Genomic DNA, 17,008 nt, shown 5'->3' on the forward strand with positions numbered 1-17,008 from the left:
ATTTTCGCTCATTCGTCCCGCTCCATTTTTTCGTCCTTACGGTCGCGTTCGATCTCCGCCGGGTCGCGTTCGTCGGCGAATCCGTGGCCGCCGCCGCCCGGCGTGGCGACGGTAATCGTCGTCCCGGAAGATACGTCGCGCGTCGTCTTCGCCGGAACGAGTTCGCCCGAAATGCGGTTCTCGCCCGGCTCGCCGTCCTCTCCGCCCGCGATGCCTCGCGGAGCGACTCGACGGCGTTCGGTCAGCAGGGACACCGTTGCGTCCGCTTCGACCGTAACGGAACGAACGACGCCGAGGCCGCCCCGGTGTTCGCCGCGCCCGCCGCTGTTTTCGCGGAGCCCGTACTCCTCCACGAACAGCGGATATTCGGCTTCGAGCGCCTCGACCGGCGTGTTCAGCGTGTTGGTCATCCCGACCTGCACGCCGTCCATGCCGTCCTTCGTCGGCCTGCCGCCGAATCCACCGGCGATGGTTTCGTAATAGGTAAAGCCGTCGTCGCCGCCGCCCCGACTTCCGATGGTGAGGTTGTTCATCGTTCCCTGCCCCTGCGCGGGAACGCGATCGGGTGCCGCCTCCGCGAACGCGGTGAACACCACGTCGGTTACGCGCTGGCTGGTTTCGACGTTGCCGCCGACGACCGCCGCGGGAGGCCGGGGATTCAGCAGCGACCTCTCGGGAACAGACACTGAAATCGGGTCGTAACAGCCCTGATTCGGCGGAATTTCCGGGTCGGTCACGCACCGGATGACGAAGTACACCGCGCTTTTGGCGACCGCCAGCGGCGCGTTCACGTTTCCGGCGACCTGTTCCGCGGTTCCGGCGAAATCGACCTCGATTCGGTCGCCGTCGACCGTCACCGACACCTCGATTGGAATCTCATCGTCCGTGACGCCGTCGCCCTCCATCACGTCGCGGGCGCGGAACTCCCCGTCCGGCAGGTCGGCGAGTTCCGCGCTGATGCGTTCGCGTGAGTAGTTCATCACCGCGTCGAAGGCAGAGACGACGCGGGTTTCGCCGTGTTCTTCCACGAGGTCGCCGAGTCGCTCTTCCGCCCGTTCGTTGGCCGCGATTTGCGCGCGGATGTCCGCCTTGCGTTCGCCGGGATTCCGGACGTTCGCGAGCAGGAGGTTCATCACGTCGTCGTTCACGTCGCCGCCCGTTACAAGTCGAACCGGCGGCAGTCGGATTCCCTCTTGATAGATTTCCCGCGCTCCGGCGGGCATGCTTCCAGGGGTCATCCCGCCCACGTCGGCGTGGTGCGCGCGGGAACCCGCGTAGCCGAGAATCTCACCGTCGATAGAAACCGGTGATACCATCGTCACGTCGGGGAGGTGGGTTCCGCCTTCGAACGGGTCGTTTAGCACGAACACGTCGCCGGGTTCCGGGTCGTACGAAAGCACCGTCGTCACCGCCGCGGGCATCGCACCAAGGTGAACCGGGATGTGTTCGGCCTGCGCGACGAGTCGCCCCTCGGCGTCGAAGAGGGCCGTGGAGCAGTCTCGGCGCTCCTTGATGTTCGGCGAGTACGACGACGTGATGAGCACGTGGCCCATCTCCTCGGCGACGCTCTCGAACTGATTGCGCATGATTTCGAGCGTCACCGGGTCGATGTCCGCCGCCGATTCAGTTCCGCTCATTCTCCATCACCTCCCGACAGCACGAGCGTTCCATCCGCTTGCACCGTTCCCGTCCACGCCGGGGGGACGACGACGGTGCTTTCTTTCTGTTCGAGAATTGCGGGACCTTCGACCGTTCGACCCTCACCGAGTCCGACCCGGTCGAAAACCGGCGTCTCGTGGCGCTGATCGCCGAAAAAGACCTCTCGGGATCCCTTTCTGGCTTCGCCCGCGGTTCGGTAGGAGACGGCGGGCGATTCGCGTTCGACGACCGCCGTCGCTCGCAGATTCACGAGTTCTATCGGATCGTCCATCGTGTAGCCGTAGGCGTTTTCGTGCGCCTCACGGAATCGCTCCGCGACCGCCTCGGCGTCGAACGATTCTCCGGCGGAAACCGTGAGTTCGAAGCTCTGGCCCACGTATCGTAGATCCGCCGCCCGACGAACCGCCGCGGTCTCGGGCTTTTCCACGTCGGAAAGCACGTCGTCCGTGAGTTCGTCGTAGGTCGATTCGACCGAATCCAGTGTGATTCCAGAAAGCTGGCTTCGCAGTGTTTTGACCGAATCGTGTTTCTCGTCCGCGGCGAGGAGGCCGTAGGCCGACAGCACGCCGCAGGCGTGGGGGACGACGACCGAGCTCATGTCGAGACTTTCAGCGAGCGCGGCGGCGTGCATCGGTCCTGCGCCGCCGAACGCGACGAGGCCGAACCCGCGCGGGTCGTGACCGCGTTCGACAGTCACGGCCCGAATCGCTCGCGTCATGTTCGCGTTTGCGACCCGGAAGACGCCGCGCGCGGCGTCGAGCGCGCTTTCGAGTCCCGCCTCGTCAGCGAGTCGGGAGAGGGCGTCGTGGGCAGCCTGCACGTCCAGTTCGAGCTCGCCGCCGAGAGCCGAACTCCCGCCGATGTAGCCGAGGACGACGTTCGCGTCGGTGACCGTGGGTTTTGTTCCACCGCGCCCGTAGCAGGCCGGGCCGGGGTTCGCGCCGGACGACTGCGGGCCGACCCGGAGCGCGTTTCCGGCGTCAATCCACGCGATTGAACCTCCGCCAGCGCCGACCGTGTTCACGTCGACCATCGGGGTTTTGATCGGTCGGCCGTTGATTTCGGCGTTCGTCGTTCGCTCGACCTCGCCGTCCCGGACGAGGCTCACGTCGCTCGACGTGCCGCCCATGTCGAAGGTGACCAATCCGTCGAGATTGCTCTGGTTCGCCGTTTCCGCCGCGCCGACGACGCCCCCGGCGGGACCCGACATCGTCGTCGTCACCGCGTGTTCGCGGACGGTTTTCGCCGGGGCGATGCCGCCGTTCGCCTGCATGATTCGCGGCACCGGCACGCCGAGGGTTTCGGCGCGCTCCTCCAACCGACCGATGTAGGCGTCGATGGCCGGAGTGACGTAGGCGTCCACGACCGTCGTCGATGTTCGTTCGTACTCACGGAACTCCGCGAGCACTTCGTGCGACGCGGAGACGGGAACGTCGAGTTCCTCGCGGAGGGTGTCGGCAACCAACTGCTCGTTTTCCGGATGCTGATAGGCGTGTAGAAGGGCGACTGCGACGCTTTCCGCGCCGCAGTCGCGGATGCGTTTCGCGACCTTTCGAATCTCGTTTTCGTCGGGCGAAGCCCGAACCCCGCCGATTGCGGTTCGCTCCGCGACTTCGAACCTGCGCCGCCGCGGAACGAGCGGCGCGGGTTTGTCCGCGTTCACGTCGTACAGGTCGGGGCGGGCCTGTCGCCCGATTTCCAGCACGTCGCGGAAGCCCTCGGTGGTCACGAGGGCCGTTTTCGCCCCGTTCTCTTCGAGCAGGGCGTTGACGGAAACCGTCATCGCGTGGGTGAAGGCGTCTACGTCGCTCGGGTCGATTCCGGCCTCCTCGCAGGCTTTTTCGATACCGGAAATGACGCCGACGCTCTGGTCGTCCGTGCTCGGAACTTTCGCCGTCACGAGTTCGTCGTCGGGCGGAAGGAGAACCACGTCCGTGAACGTTCCGCCAACGTCCACGCCGACGCGGGTGTTCCCGGCCATTCAGAACACCCCCAAACTCTGCGCAACGCCGTAGAGTGATCGGAATCCGAGCCAAACGACGACGAGCGTGACGACCACGCCGATGACGTTCTGGGCGGTGCTGTTCACGTACTCCCCGAGAATGTCGCGGTCGTTCATCACGTAGATGAGGAAGAGTGCGACGATGGGAAGAAGGATTCCGTTTGCGACCTGCGCGAAGACGATTGCCTGCACGGGCTGGAAACCGAGGGCGGAAAAGACGATGCCGACGAGCAGAATCGAACCCCAGACGGCGCGGAACTTCGTCGATTTGAGGTCGGTGTCCCAACCGAGCGCCCCGGCGGTGGCGTAGGCTCCGGCCAGCGGCGCGGTCGTCGCGCTCGTGAACCCGGCGGCAAATAGGCCGATGCTGAATAGAACGGTCGCCTGCGTCCCCGCGAGCGGTTCTATCTGTTCCGCCATCGTACTCACGTCGCTGATTTCGGTGCCGACGGGGAACACCGCCGCGGCGGTGACGAGGATGGCGATGGTAATTACGCCGCCGATGAGAATCGAGAGTATCGTGTCGGCGCGCGATTCCGGCAACTCGTCCGGCCCGGCCCACCGCTCTTGGACGCTCCCGGCGTGCAAGAAGAGGTTGTAGCCGACGACGGTGGTTCCGATGAGACCCGTAATGAGGAAGACGGAGCCCTCCGGAACGCTGGGGACGAATCCCATCGCCAGCGCGCCGAGGTCGGGGCCGATGATTATTGCGTTGGCGACGAACGCGACGGCCATGAGCGCCACGAGGCCGACGAGGGACTTCTCGATGAGTTTGTACCGACCGGTCCACAGCAGTACGCCGGCGCAGATTCCCATCAGCGGTCCCCAAACGTTCGCGCTGACACCCGTGATTCCGGCGAGCCCGGCGGCCCCGCCGAGGATGTTCCCGGTTTCGTAGGCCGCGGTTCCGACTCCGATTGCGCTCACAACGAGTGCGATGCTGACCGTCGAGAAAACGGGGTTGTCGAACTGGTCTTTGAGTGCCTCGCCGAGTCCGTTTCGCGATACGACGCCGAGACGGGCGCTCATCTCCTGCAACACGATGGTTGCGACGATTGAAAACACGATGGTCCAGACGAGGGCGTAGCCGAACTCCGCACCCGTTACGCTCGCGGTCGTCACGGTTCCAGGGCCGATGAACGCCGCCGCGACCATCGCGCCAGGGCCGATGGATTGTATCCTATCTATAATGTTCATGGTTGTTGACGTGCTATGTCGCCACAACCCATGGTTTGAACTTAAAACCCTCCTAAGAATGCCGTGTACTGCTTTCTACGCTACTGTGTGGTTGTTATGAAGTAGTATGAAACCGTATGTGGTGTTCACACGGTACCAAATTTTTCCCCCTTCCTTTCTCTCGTTCAAACTCCCCTCTCAGTCGTCTCGAATTTCCGTAATAAGCACCTTCGAAACCCCTTCCTCTACTTCCAGTTCGAACGGCAGCCGGGCCGTGCTCAACTCGATGAATCGCATCATGAACCATTTCACCGATTCGGTCGGGAAGACGACGTGGTAGGTGTCGCCCTCCGTCGCGCGAACGGTCAAAAATCCGCACAGCGACAGCCAATCGAGCAGTTCGCCGAGGCTGTCGAACCGGCGTTCGTACTCGCGAGCGTGGTATTCGGACACTTGGTCGGCCAGCTCGAGAAAATCGGAATTCGGTTCGCCCGTCTCGTCCTCCACGTAGTCCAGAAAACAGTGGAGAAAATCCACGTCGAGCAGAACGTGTTCGCCGCTCGATAGCATCTGGTGGTAGGCTTCCAGATTTTCCCCGGCGTCCGCCGTCGCGGCGTCGTAGTTCGCCGCGTAGAATGTGAGCGCCTGCCTGACGAGTTCGCTCTGGGCCTTGCCGGTCCGATTGACGAGGTTGTCGAGCGCCGTCTGTGCGTCGTCGTCAAGCGACACCGTAATGCGGTTCGTCATCTTGTCTCTACCTCTGGCGAGGAAGGTTATCGTTCTGTCCCCTTTTTCGAACTCGCGTTGAATTTTCGTACTGTTCCAGTGTTGATGCCGTTCGTTTCGCGCTACCGAGACTGGCTCTTTCTGGTAGGACTTTGAAGTAACCGAAGAGAAGCCGATAATATCACACTGTCCGCCACCAGGTGTCTCTCTCCTTTATTCCCAGCGCAAATATTTCGGACGTGTAACATCCACTGTCCGACGCACCGAGCCGGTTTCCACCACACTTCACATTTTAGCCGCTCCCCGGCGTATCCCCTTCCATGCCCGGGGCGGAGACGACCGACGGAAACTCCACGCAACGAAACCGAAACGCGCTGCTCGCGTGGGTTCTCGTCGCAAGCATGGCCATCGCAATTCTCACCAGCGCGCTCCGCGGCGATTACCTGTGGGCGGGATTCGGCGTCACGTCGATTCTCGTTGCGCTGATTCCGACGTTTGCCTTTCGCCGACCGACCGCGATGGTTCCGTGGGAATCGCTCCTCGCGGTTTCGCTCGGTCTCATCAGCGTCCCGCTCGGTTCGTTACTTCCGCGCTCACTCGCGACGTTCGTCGCCGTCGCCGGACTGGCGCTCGTGCTGGCCGTCGAGTTGGATACGTTCACTGCAGTCGAACTTTCGCCGTTCTTTGCGGTGTTGTTCGTCGTCGTCGCGACGATGGCCAGCGCGGGAGTGTGGGCCGTCGTGCAGTGGGTCGCTGACAGCACGCTCGGCACGCAAAACCTCCGAAGTCTCAACGACGTGATGTGGTCGCTTCTCGCGGCGACGGGGGCGGGCGTCATCGCCGGGGTTGTGTTCGCCGCGTACTTCCGACGCGTCGATACCGCGCGGTTCGGCTTCCGACCCCGCGACGGACGAAAGCAAGGAGAGGAGACGACGGCCGTAGGCGCGACCGACGGCCGGAACCTCTCCGAAACCCGCCAGCGACGGATCGTTCGGGGGTTCCAACTCGTCCTCATCGGCGTCCTGCTCTTCGGCCTATTCGAGCTGAACGTCGGCATTATCGTCAACACGGTGGTCGCGCTCGCACTGACCGAGGTTCCGGCCGTGCTCGAACGAAACTACGGCCTCCCGATGGATACGCGACTGACGCTCTGGATAGTCGTTCCCGTATTTTTGCACGCAATCGGGACGGTCGGCCTGTACCAGTCGATCGGCTTGTGGGATCAGTTAACTCACGCACTCTCGTCGTCGCTCGTTGCGGCGGCGGGCTACACGGTTGTTCGCGCGCTCGACGTTCACGCGGACTCCATCTACCTCCCCGCGGAGTTCATGTTCGTCTTCATCCTGCTTTTCACGCTGGCGTTCGGCGTTCTGTGGGAATTGCTGGAGTTCGGACTCGATGGGGTTGCGTCGATGACCGGAACCGAAAGCGTCCTCGCGCAGTATTCGCTCGACAACACGATGTTCGATTTGGTGTTCGACACCGTCGGCGGCGTCATCGTCGCAGTTTGGGGGGCGAGATACCTCTCGAACGTCTCCGATGCGCTCGCGTCGGAGACGTTCGATTCGTGACGAATTCGCGCCTTCCATCTGCAAATACCGCCATCCTGCCACTGCTGTTATACTCATCCGTGTTGCATGAGTGTCGGGGGAGAAATCGAAATGAGTACCGTCAGTACGCGGGACGATGAGGAGATAGCGAACACAGTACAGGACACGTGGCGACTGCTCATGGGCGTCGGCGTCGTGCTCACCGTCGTCGGATTGGCGGCCATTTTCACGCCGCTGTTTACCGGTATCGCGCTGTCGTTCTTGCTCGGAGCGTATCTTGTCCTCGGAGGTGTTGCACACTTCGTTCACGCCTTTTCCGGACGGGGATGGACGGGAGTTATCGGCCAGACGATTTTGGCGCTCGTTTTCGTCGTGGCCGGTATCGCGTTCCTGTTGAATCCTCTCGTCGGACTGTCGGCGTTGACTCTGCTGCTAATCACCTTTTTCCTCGTGGAAGGGCTGGTAGAAATTGGTATGGGACTCCGCCTGCGTCCGGCGCGGGGCTGGCTCTGGGTCGTCGTCAGCGGCGTCGTTTCGCTGGCCGTGGCGCTGTTCGTCTGGCTAGAGTATCCGAGCTCCGCCCTGTGGGCGGTCGGACTTTTGTTCGGTGTCGGCCTCTTAACGAGCGGTCTGTCGATAGTTGCAACTGCGATGGGTGGACGAGCGGTTGCGAAGGAGGCGGTCGGCGAAAAAGTCGGGGAGGTGGGGTAGTCAGTTTTCGCTTCGGATCGTCCGATTCCTTAGGTCGGAAGATTATCCGCGAAGAAGTCCCGGTCTTCCTGCTCGATTCCGAGGAGGTACAGCACACCGGCGAACGCGGCGAGCCCGAGGACGCCGCCGACGGCACCGTGAATGAATGCGACGACCGCGTTGGAACCCAGTCCAGTAACGTAGCCTTCGAGAACCGTTTTCGTGCCGACCATTACGGCCGCCGAGATGGCCCCGGCAAACACCGGTTTGAAGTACCGTCTGGAGTAGGGAAACAGCCGTTCCGTGTACCAGACTTGGATGATTCGAAGAGCGTTGATGGAGACGATGGTGGTCGCAGTTGCGATTGCGGCACCGATGAGTCCGAACTGCTGAATGAGCAGGTAGTTCATGACGACGTTACAGACGCCGAGTAGCCATTGATTGACGAGCGTGAGATAGTGGTGGTCGGTCATCATCAGCACGTATCCGGACGGCCCGACGCTCGCGTTCGCGAATTGGGCGACGACCAACAACAGCAAGACGGACGTTCCTTCCTGTGCGAACGAGTCGCTGAACAGAACCAGCAGTTCGTGCGCGTAGATGGTCGCACCGATTGCCGGGAACAGTCCCAGTGTAAACGTCCAGCGGGTGATTCGACGGTACAACGATTCGAGGTCGTCCATCTTCCCGTTGTTGTATAATCGGGATGCGATGGGAGGAAACAGTTGGCTGAACGCGCTCAGGGGAAGGAGGAGTATTCCTGCGAGGACGGTAGCAATCTTGTAAATACCCACCGCGTCTTGGGTCGTGATGTACGCTCCCGCTAAAAATCCGACCATCAGCAGGTCAACCTTGCTTGCAAGAACCTGCCCGGTTTGAGTGGCGGTGAGCGGCAGTGAAAAGTCGTAAAACTCGACCAGTTCCTTCCGTGATGCGCCGAGTTTCGGTTTGAGGCCAGCTTTCTCTACTATCAGCCACACGGCAAGACAGAACACGATGACCGTAGCGACGACCGTCGCGGCCACCGTTCCGATGACGGCGAATCCGAGCAGAAGCGCGACGCTGACGCCGACGACGCGGAGGAGTGGCGTCAGGATGTTCCGGATAAAGACTTGATACTCCGGCATTTCGAGACTCTTGAAGAGGCTCCCGAAACAGCTAATGAGCGTATCGAGGGGGAGGAGAAACGCGAATACGCGCAGAACATCGGTGAAGTACGGTTGGTACTCCGGGTCGACGAACTGCGTAATCCACGGGGCAGCTATGTAGATTCCCACCCCGACGGTGACTCCACCGACCAGCGAGGTTAGATAGGAGAGTCCGAGCATTCGCCGACGTTTCAGCGGGTCGTCGTTGTACTTTGGAACGAACTTCATGATGGCTTGGTTCGTCCCGAGATTGGTGAACACCTGTGCGAAGGTTAGAATAACCAGCCCAAGCGTGTAGACACTGAACAGCATCCCGCCGAGTCCCCGAACGAGCACCCAGTTCAGCAGGAATCGAAGGCCGTTGTCGAGACCCTTTCCGGCCATGAAAAAAGACGCACCGCGAGAAACGGATTGGAGCGATGAGTCCGACGATTGGTCAGCCATTATCTTAGAGTAGGGCTATACGATTAGAGCCGATTATCTTTTGCGCTTTTATCCCTGTATGCGAGCACATGTGTCGCACGGACGAATACAATGTCGGACGAACGAACTGAATATCCGTCAGAACGAAACCGGATTAATACGCGATGTTACAGGTACCCTAGCTCTTCGAGGCGAGACTCGGTCGCCGAATCTATCTGTATTTCGTCACTTCCGTTCGCCGCTGCAGTCGCCTTTGCTTCCTCGATTGGCGTGTCGAAGAAGTCGGTTTCGACTTCGGGTGTCCCCTCGTCCGTCTCGACTTTCTTCTGCCACGATAACCGGCTCGGGTCGATTTCGTATTCGGTTCGGGTTCCGAGCGAATCCCACACCGTCTTCGTCGTTCCCTCGTACACGCAGCGAATCATTCTGTCCCAGTACTCCCATTCGGATGGCGGTTCCGGCCCGGCGCTCATCCCGACCAGTTCGGCGGGGAGTCGGTCGCGGATTACGTCCGGAGTTTCCCCGTTCGCCAGTCCAACGACGAGGTCTCCAAAGTCGAGGTGGGATACGTATTCGTCTTCCTCCTTGTCGTAGCCTTCCGGCGGATTGATGAGCAACAGTGGAACGTGAATCAATCCTTCCGAGAGACTGCTCTTGTGGTTTGCGAGGAACTCATCGGCTTCGTTAGCGTGATTTTCGCCGTGGTCGGCGGTAATAACGATGGTTGTTTCTCTGTCTGCGGCATCGAGAACGTAATGAATGAATTCCGCGAGAATCCGGTCTAGATAGTCGATGGTCGCGCCGTACACCTGCTCGCGGTTTCGCCAATAGCCGTCATAGTCGCCCCGCTCGTTTTCCAACAACTCCCAGAAGTTGAACTCGTTCGATGTCCACGAGAGTGGAACGTCCTCTAAGTTGCCGTCGTACTGTAGACACCGCTGAAGCGGCGTATGGGCTTCCATCAGATTACAGAAGCCGAAGTACGGAGACTCGGCCTCCTTCACCTGTCGTTTCGCGGCCCGAACCACTCCGGCACTCCCGTCATCGACCAGTTTCGGTACCGGGCCCGTGTTCGTGAGGTCGTTGGCGTAGCCGTACGCCGTGTTCTTCAAACTCAAGAGCGGATGGTCGTCTCTCAGCGCTGACCGCAGGAACTCGACGTACTTCTCCGTCCCCTCCCTCCCCCGACTGACTTCGTTGAGACTCGTCGCTTCCGGATAACGGTGTCTCGGTTCGACGACGTCGAACTCGTCGAACCACGAATCGAACCCGTACGTCGGATTTATCCACGAGTTCGCGCTCACGCCGAACGTGGCGTAGCCGTCGAGCTCGGCGAGAAACGTTTCCTCGCGCTCGATGCTGTCGAATCGCCGGTTGTGGGTGTGAACGCCGTGTTCCGACGGCAGTTCTCCGGTAAACATACTCGCGTGACTCGGGACGGTCCACGAACTCACAGCCCGACATCGCGTGAACGATACGTCCGCGAGACGCTGGAGTCGCTTCGCGTACTCCGCAAAGAAATCCGCACGCACCGTATCGAGGCAGACGACGACCACGTTTCGCGGGGACGTCTCTGTGTCTTTTTCAGCAGGGGGCATTAGTACTGCAAATACACAACCGAGGTAAAACGATGACGGCCACATATTCAAAAAATGGTGTATTTGCCGAATAGAGCCCTTTCACGACCCTTCCGGACGCTGTTCCTCGGTTCACTGGTCACGAGGAGTACTCGATTCGCCGTTTCTCCCATCCCTTCCGTCCGACCGTGCAGAGCAGACTGAAGTGTCTATCCCGCCTACTACGTTCGGGTTGGGGAGAATGACCGATACACGCGAGGAGAGCTACGACCGCACGAAACGACCGATTACGCACGAGCGAGACGACTCCGAGCACGGAGACGGCCATCGCGCCCACGTCGACCACCATGGACACGAAACGATGTTCCGGCGGCGATTTTGGGTCTGTCTCGTTCTCTCGATTCCGGTTCTGTACTTCAGTTCATTTATTCAGGAAACGTTCGGCTACACGGCAATCTCGTTTCCCGGCAGTACGTGGGTGACGCCCATTTTCGCGGTCGGTATCTTCGGCTACGGTGGGGTGCCGTTCCTCCGCATGGCTCGCGTGGAGGCGAAAAACCGCGAACCGGCGATGATGATGCTCATCTCGCTCGCCATCACTGTCGCCTTCGTCTACAGTATCGGGGCGTTTTTCTTCCTTCCCGGCACGATGAGCTTCTTCTGGGAACTGGTGACGCTCATCGACATCATGCTCCTTGGCCACTGGCTCGAGATGCGAAGCGTTCGGCAAGCGTCGGGCGCGCTTTCCGAACTGGCGAAACTGATGCCCGACACCGCGGAGCGAATCGCCGAGGACGGGACAGTCGAGGAGGTTTCTGCGACCGCCCTCCGCGAGGGCGACCGGGTTCTCGTCCGACCGGGCGCGATCGTTCCGGCGGACGGCGTGGTCGAAGAGGGCGATTCGACTGCGGACGAATCGATGATTACCGGCGAATCCCGTCCGGTGGACAAAGCTCCCGACGACGACGTTATCGCCGGAACCATCAACTCCGGCGACGGGAGCCTTCGCGTCCGAATCACCGCGACCGGCGAAGAAACGACGTTGGCCGGAATCATGCGGCTCGTGGAGGAAGCCCAAGGGAGCAAATCCAGGACGCAGGTGCTGGCCGACAGGGCCGCCGGGTGGCTATTTTACATCGCACTCTCCGTCGCCGGAATTACGGGAGTCGCGTGGATTCTCGCGACCGGATTCGACATCGCGGTCGTCGAACGAGTCGTCACCGTCCTCGTCATCGCCTGTCCGCACGCGCTCGGGTTGGCGGTTCCGCTGGTCGTCTCCATCAACACCTCGATGGCGGCGCGAAACGGCGTCCTCGTCCGCGACCGAATCGCCATGGAGGACGCCCGACACCTCGATACGATAATTTTCGATAAAACCGGGACGCTAACGCGCGGCGAACAGGGCGTCGTCGGCATCGAAACCGTGGATGGTTGGGACGACGAGCGCGCGCTCGCGCTCACCGCCAGCGTCGAGGGCGATTCGGAACACGTAATCGCGCAGGCGATTCGCCGCGAAGCGGACGAAACGAGCGTTTCCCTCCCCGAAGTTACCGAGTTCGAGGCCATCTAAGGTCGAGGCGTTCGAGCGACGGTCGAAGGCCACGAACTGTTCGTCGGCGGGCCGAACCTGCTCCAACTCGTCGATGCAGACCTCCCGGCGACCCTCTCGGGGTTCGCCGACAGAGCCGGGTCGAATGGACAGACGGTCGTCTACCTCGTCTCCAACGGTGACGTCGTCGCGGCGCTCGCCCTCGCGGATGTCATCCGCGAGGCGAGCAAACGAGCCATCGACGTCCTCCACGGGATGGGTATCGAAGTCGCCATGTTGACGGGCGACAGTGAAGCAGTCGCCCGATTCGTCGCTGACGAACTCGCCATCGACACCTACTTCGCCGAAGTGCTTCCCGACGAGAAGGACGAAAAAGTCATCGAACTTCAAGAACAGGGAAAACTGGTCGCCATGGTCGGCGACGGCGTCAATGACGCACCCGCCCTGACGCGCGCCGACGTGGGAATCGCAATCGGAAGTGGCACCGACGTCGCAATCGAGTCCGCGGACATCGTTCTCGTGGAAAATGACCCGCTCGACGTGGTGAAGCTCGTTCAGTTGAGCCGCGCGAGCTATCGAAAAATGCAGGAAAATTTGGTGTGGGCAACCGGCTACAACGTGTTCGCGCTCCCGTTGGCGGCCGGAATCCTCGCTCCGATTGGCATTCTGCTCTCGCCAGCGATCGGCGCGGTGTTCATGTCCGCGAGCACGGTTATCGTGGCAATCAACGCCCAGCGACTTCGGAACGCCGACCTATCCGCGTAGGCGAACGATTGCCGGAAACATTGGGTGGCACCCACTCGTTTAACACCCCACCACACATCGTGCGAGCCATCCGATGTCGTCCAGTCGCCGGTCGGTCACGAGTCACTTGCAAACCACGGTTCGCGGATTACGCGGCGACGGCCGCGGCTGGGTTCTCACTGCGGTCGCCCTCGGGTGGGCGTTCACCCTCGGCTTGCGATTTCTCGTCCCCGCGCTTTTGCCACAGATAAAATCGGCGTTCGAAGTCACCAACGCGACCGCCGGACTCGCCATCACCGCGCTTTGGGTCGGTTACGCCCTGATGCAGTTTCCCGCCGGAGTGCTCATCAACCGCGTCGGCGAGCGAACGCTGCTGACGACGAGCCTCTGTCTTTCGGGAATCAGTCTGTGCCTGATTGGACTCTCCCCGGTGTTCGTCGTCTTCTTCGCCGGAAGCACCGCGTTCGGCCTCGGTTCCGGGCTGTACGGGCCGAGTCGCGGGACCGTCCTCTCGCGGACCTACACGCGGAACGCTGGTGCGGCGTTCGGCGTCACACTCGCTGTCGGAAGCATCGGTTCGGCAGTTCTACCGAACCTCGCAACCTCCATGGTTGATGCGGTCGGGTGGCGGCCTATTCTCGCCTGTCTCTCGGTTCCTTTCTTCGTCGTCGCGGTGCTGGCGTGGCGGGTCATCCCCGAGCGCGAGCGGGGGACGACCCGCGGAAAATCTGAATCCATTGATGGTGGAACTCGAGAATCCACTGACGGCGGAAATTCTGGCTCCGAATCCACAAAACTTCTTGACCGTCGCGCGCTCCGCGACATCGTGCGAACGCTTTCCGACCGCTCGATTTTCCTCGCGGTCGTCGCCATGGCGCTCCTCCTGTTCGTCTTTCAGGGTCTGACCGCGTTTCTGCCGACGTATCTCCAGACGAAGGGAATGAGCCAGCAGACCGCCGCCCTGCTGTTCGGCGTGATGTTCATCGCAGGTGCGATTTCGCAGGTCGCCGCCGGAAGCGCCGCAGACCGATTCGGCGTCAAACCCGTGCTTCTTGTCGTCACCACAATCGGCGTCGTTACTCCGGCTGTTCTCACGGTCACGTCGGGAACAGTGGTTCTCGCCATTGTCGTTGCCATCCTCGGCTCCCGGATGGCTATTGCCCCCGTCACGAACGCGTACGTCGTCGGGGCGCTTCCGGAACACATCGAAGGGTCTGCGTGGGGATTCCTCCGAACTGGATTTTTCCTGGTGGGTTCGACCGGTTCCACCTTTGTCGGCTATTTTGCGGATGCAGACAGATTCGATTTCGCGTTTCTCGTGCTCGCGGGGCTATCGGCCGTCGCGCTCGGGTTGTACGCGATGCTTCCGGATAACGAGTAGAGAACCCGATTCTGGTGCTGGCGGATAACTACAAAATTCCCTTCAGTTTCGGAAAAGTCATAACACAACAGATGTAGACGATTTTTAATATCTCCCTTCTATTCAGTTTTCTATGGATGAGTCTCACCTCCAGAACCAACTTTCTCGAATACGGTTTCGACAGTACCTCATCCTTACCTTGCTTATCATTCCCGACTTGTACATCATCGCCGAGGTAATCGGATTCTGGTCTGCTGGCGTTCTCGGAACCATGTTCGCGCTCGGCGTATTCGCAATGGTCGTCGTCAACCACAGAAGCAGTCGAACCGCGGCAGGGCGGTAGGCTGTAATTGGTGCTTGATTCTTACACTAATTGTGTAACCGATTACAGCGGATTGCAGAGCGCCCACTGTTTTCACTCCTCCATTTCCGTTTTGACCGAGAGCCACCACAGATGCCCTCGGTCACGAGCCTCCGTATGTTCGAGGACGTCCTCCTCGACCAGTTCGGCGAGTCGGTTCTTCATCGGTTCAAGCGAGGTGTCGAACTCGTCTGCGAGGTACCGCGTGTTCACGACCGGCGCTGGCGCGTCTCGAATCGCGGCGACGATGTCCGCGGTTTCGATACTCGGTTCCTCGGTGGCCATGGTTTCACTCCGTCACCGAGTCGTATGTTCGGTTCGGCCGTCCAGACGGCCGAACCGAACTCAGTCGGACTCCACACCTGCTGACCAGATTCACCAGACTGCTGTCGTCCGGACGAAACGTTTTTGTCCGCTACCGCCGGAGTGAAAACCGGCATGTACCCATCTGCCACTGCCGGTGGTCGATTTTGGCCGACCGCGGCACACTAAGACGTCTTCTGCTGTATCGATAGAGCAACTGCGCAGTACCAGGGAGGTGAGCGAGAGCGATGCCTAAAATCGACCCGTGGGGCGACGTCGAAATAACCGACTACGAGGCGACGATGGAGCAGTTCGGCATCGAACCGATTGCCGACCTCGAAGACCGACTGCCGGACAACCGCCTCGTCCGCCGGGGTATCGTCTTCGGGCACCGCGATTTGAACACCGTGCTGGACGCCCGCGACGAGGGCGATTCGTTCGCCATGATGACTGGCATCATGCCCTCTGGCGTCTTTCACTTCGGCCACCTCGGGGTGGTCGAACAGGTGCTCATGTTTCAGGAGATGGGCGCACAGCTCACGCTCTGTGCGGCTGACATCGAATCCTATGCGACGCGAGACATGTCGCTCGAAGACGCCCGCGAACTGGTGGTCGAAGAGTACCTGCTCAACTACGTCGCGCTGGGGTTAGACCTCGATTCGACGGATTTTTACTTCCAATCGCAGGCGGGCAACGACCATCAGGTTCGGAGCAAGCTGTTCGCCCGGCACGTCACGCAAAGCGAGTTCGAGGCGACCTACGGCAACGCCGACCCCGGAAAGATGGTGTCGGCGCTGACCCAGTATGCCGACATCCTCCGCCCGCAGTCGCCGGAACGCGGCGGTCCGAAACCGACCGTCGTTCCGGTCGGCATCGACCAAGACCCGCACGTCAGGCTGACGCGGGACGTGGCGTCCCGCTACCGCGATGCGCCGTACCTAAAGCCCGCGAGTACGTATCACCGATTCATGCGGGGATTGCAGGGTGGGAAGATGAGTTCGTCCGACCCGAAAAGCTACATCGCCCTCACCGATTCGATTGCGGACGCCAAACGCAAAATCGACGAGGCGAAAACCGGCGGCCGGGTTAGCGTCGAGGAACACCGCGAAAAGGGGGCGAACGTCGAGGAGGACACGGTGTTCGAACTACTTGCGTACCACCTCGTCGAGGACGACGACGAACTGCGCCGGATTCGAACCGAGTACGAGTCCGGTGCGATGCTTTCGGGCGAGTTGAAGCAAATTGCAAAAAACCGACTGGAACAGTTCCTGCGAGACCACCAACAAAAGCGCGAGGCGGCGCGTCCGAAAGTCGAGCAGTACGTCGCGGAACACGCCGAGGCAGTTCGCTGATGCGAATCAGGCGACTCCGTGCGACCGAATTCGTCTCCTTCGTGGACGACCTTTTGTTGCCCTTCGCCCGCGAGATGGCGATACTGGACGAGTTCGACACCCTCGCTGACCGCGGCGTCCGTGCCAACGTTTTTTCGTACGTCGAAGACCGGCACTCGGGCGACGACACCGTCACGTTCGTCGCCGCCGACGGGGACGAATTGGTCGGCCACGTAACTGTCGAAAAGCGGGCCTCTCCTCGGTGTTCGTCCGCGGCCCGCGGGGATACATCGGCGCCTTGTATGTCGTTCGAAGTCGCCGGGAAAGCGTAAACGCCACCCGACTGCTTTCACGCGCCGAATCGTAGGCGCGGAATTGGGGCTGTGAGTGCCTCTCGCTCGACGTTCAC

At 60.9% G+C, this 17,008-nt stretch carries 13 protein-coding genes and 1 pseudogene; 7 read left to right on the forward strand and 7 right to left on the reverse strand.

The window, feature by feature from the left end:
* Positions 1-8: 8 nt before the first annotated feature.
* From LIX15_RS10315 to LIX15_RS10330, 4 genes are all read right to left on the reverse strand, one after another.
* Positions 9-1,637, reverse strand: coding sequence for a hydantoinase B/oxoprolinase family protein (locus LIX15_RS10315; protein WP_227776846.1), 1,629 nt, complete (start codon positions 1,635-1,637; stop codon positions 9-11).
* A complete protein-coding gene (locus LIX15_RS10320) occupies positions 1,634-3,640 on the reverse strand; it encodes a hydantoinase/oxoprolinase family protein (protein ID WP_227776847.1) in 2,007 nt (668 codons plus the stop codon). The genes LIX15_RS10315 and LIX15_RS10320 overlap by 4 nt, the downstream gene beginning before the upstream one ends.
* On the reverse strand, positions 3,641-4,858 hold the full coding sequence (locus tag LIX15_RS10325; RefSeq protein ID WP_227776848.1) for an Nramp family divalent metal transporter: 1,218 nt from the start codon (positions 4,856-4,858) through the stop codon (positions 3,641-3,643). It lies immediately after the preceding gene.
* Positions 4,859-5,035: 177 nt separating this feature from the next.
* Positions 5,036-5,584, reverse strand: a complete 549-nt coding sequence (locus tag LIX15_RS10330) for a ribbon-helix-helix protein, CopG family (RefSeq protein WP_227776849.1) — start codon at positions 5,582-5,584, stop codon at positions 5,036-5,038.
* 299 nt (positions 5,585-5,883) lie between these two features.
* On the opposite strand from LIX15_RS10330, the gene LIX15_RS33200 reads away from it, so the two are divergent.
* Positions 5,884-7,134, forward strand: coding sequence for a DUF2238 domain-containing protein (locus tag LIX15_RS33200; protein ID WP_345410776.1), 1,251 nt, complete (start codon positions 5,884-5,886; stop codon positions 7,132-7,134).
* A 90-nt stretch (positions 7,135-7,224) separates the two neighbouring features.
* The gene (locus tag LIX15_RS10340; protein WP_227776850.1) at positions 7,225-7,824 is read left to right on the forward strand and encodes an HdeD family acid-resistance protein; all 600 of its coding nucleotides are present in this window, start codon (positions 7,225-7,227) and stop codon (positions 7,822-7,824) included.
* Between the two features lie 29 nt (positions 7,825-7,853).
* Here LIX15_RS10340 and LIX15_RS10345 read toward each other — a convergent pair whose 3' ends face one another.
* Both LIX15_RS10345 and LIX15_RS10350 read right to left on the reverse strand, forming a co-directional pair.
* Positions 7,854-9,395 carry a flippase gene (locus LIX15_RS10345; protein ID WP_227776851.1) on the reverse strand — a complete coding sequence of 514 codons (1,542 nt, stop codon included), beginning with the start codon at positions 9,393-9,395 and terminating at the stop codon, positions 7,854-7,856.
* A gap of 146 nt (positions 9,396-9,541) precedes the next feature.
* Positions 9,542-10,972 carry a sulfatase-like hydrolase/transferase gene (locus LIX15_RS10350; RefSeq protein ID WP_227776852.1) on the reverse strand — a complete coding sequence of 477 codons (1,431 nt, stop codon included), beginning with the start codon at positions 10,970-10,972 and terminating at the stop codon, positions 9,542-9,544.
* Between the two features lie 220 nt (positions 10,973-11,192).
* On the opposite strand from LIX15_RS10350, the pseudogene LIX15_RS10355 reads away from it, so the two are divergent.
* The 3 genes and pseudogenes from LIX15_RS10355 (at position 11,193) to LIX15_RS10365 (ending at position 14,947) form a co-directional block, all read left to right on the forward strand.
* Positions 11,193-13,265 (forward strand): annotated as a pseudogene (locus LIX15_RS10355) (heavy metal translocating P-type ATPase).
* 73 nt (positions 13,266-13,338) lie between these two features.
* A complete protein-coding gene (locus LIX15_RS10360) occupies positions 13,339-14,625 on the forward strand; it encodes an MFS transporter (protein WP_227776853.1) in 1,287 nt (428 codons plus the stop codon).
* A 112-nt stretch (positions 14,626-14,737) separates the two neighbouring features.
* Entirely contained in the window at positions 14,738-14,947 is a 210-nt protein-coding gene (locus LIX15_RS10365) for a hypothetical protein (RefSeq protein ID WP_227776854.1), read from the forward strand.
* A gap of 72 nt (positions 14,948-15,019) precedes the next feature.
* Here LIX15_RS10365 and LIX15_RS10370 read toward each other — a convergent pair whose 3' ends face one another.
* The gene (locus LIX15_RS10370; RefSeq protein WP_227776855.1) at positions 15,020-15,250 is read right to left on the reverse strand and encodes a hypothetical protein; all 231 of its coding nucleotides are present in this window, start codon (positions 15,248-15,250) and stop codon (positions 15,020-15,022) included.
* A gap of 266 nt (positions 15,251-15,516) precedes the next feature.
* On the opposite strand from LIX15_RS10370, the gene trpS reads away from it, so the two are divergent.
* Together trpS and LIX15_RS10380 are read left to right on the forward strand one after the other, a co-directional pair.
* Positions 15,517-16,620, forward strand: a complete 1,104-nt coding sequence (trpS, locus tag LIX15_RS10375; RefSeq protein WP_227776856.1) for a tryptophan--tRNA ligase — start codon at positions 15,517-15,519, stop codon at positions 16,618-16,620.
* On the forward strand, positions 16,620-16,931 hold the full coding sequence (locus tag LIX15_RS10380) for a hypothetical protein (protein WP_227776857.1): 312 nt from the start codon (positions 16,620-16,622) through the stop codon (positions 16,929-16,931). Before trpS ends, LIX15_RS10380 begins: the two co-directional genes overlap by 1 nt.
* Positions 16,932-17,008 lie beyond the last annotated feature (77 nt).

The sequence above is a fragment of the Haladaptatus pallidirubidus genome (assembly GCF_020700235.1).
Classification (GTDB): Archaea; Halobacteriota; Halobacteria; order Halobacteriales; family Haladaptataceae; genus Haladaptatus; species Haladaptatus pallidirubidus.

What these genes read in the sequence shown, in the direction of transcription:
- LIX15_RS10380 (WP_227776857.1), top strand. Translation starts at nt 16,620, where the DNA reads ATGCGAATCAGGCGACTCCGTGCGACCGAATTCGTCTCCTTCGTGGAC.
- LIX15_RS10360 (WP_227776853.1), top strand. Translation starts at nt 13,339, where the DNA reads ATGTCGTCCAGTCGCCGGTCGGTCACGAGTCACTTGCAAACCACGGTT.
- trpS (WP_227776856.1), top strand. Translation starts at nt 15,517, where the DNA reads ATGCCTAAAATCGACCCGTGGGGCGACGTCGAAATAACCGACTACGAG.
- LIX15_RS10330 (WP_227776849.1), bottom strand. Translation starts at nt 5,584, where the DNA reads ATGACGAACCGCATTACGGTGTCGCTTGACGACGACGCACAGACGGCG.
- LIX15_RS10315 (WP_227776846.1), bottom strand. Translation starts at nt 1,637, where the DNA reads ATGAGCGGAACTGAATCGGCGGCGGACATCGACCCGGTGACGCTCGAA.
- LIX15_RS10370 (WP_227776855.1), bottom strand. Translation starts at nt 15,250, where the DNA reads ATGGCCACCGAGGAACCGAGTATCGAAACCGCGGACATCGTCGCCGCG.
- LIX15_RS10345 (WP_227776851.1), bottom strand. Translation starts at nt 9,395, where the DNA reads ATGGCTGACCAATCGTCGGACTCATCGCTCCAATCCGTTTCTCGCGGT.
- LIX15_RS33200 (WP_345410776.1), top strand. Translation starts at nt 5,884, where the DNA reads ATGCCCGGGGCGGAGACGACCGACGGAAACTCCACGCAACGAAACCGA.
- LIX15_RS10365 (WP_227776854.1), top strand. Translation starts at nt 14,738, where the DNA reads ATGGATGAGTCTCACCTCCAGAACCAACTTTCTCGAATACGGTTTCGA.
- LIX15_RS10325 (WP_227776848.1), bottom strand. Translation starts at nt 4,858, where the DNA reads ATGAACATTATAGATAGGATACAATCCATCGGCCCTGGCGCGATGGTC.
- LIX15_RS10320 (WP_227776847.1), bottom strand. Translation starts at nt 3,640, where the DNA reads ATGGCCGGGAACACCCGCGTCGGCGTGGACGTTGGCGGAACGTTCACG.
- LIX15_RS10350 (WP_227776852.1), bottom strand. Translation starts at nt 10,972, where the DNA reads ATGCCCCCTGCTGAAAAAGACACAGAGACGTCCCCGCGAAACGTGGTC.
- LIX15_RS10340 (WP_227776850.1), top strand. Translation starts at nt 7,225, where the DNA reads ATGAGTACCGTCAGTACGCGGGACGATGAGGAGATAGCGAACACAGTA.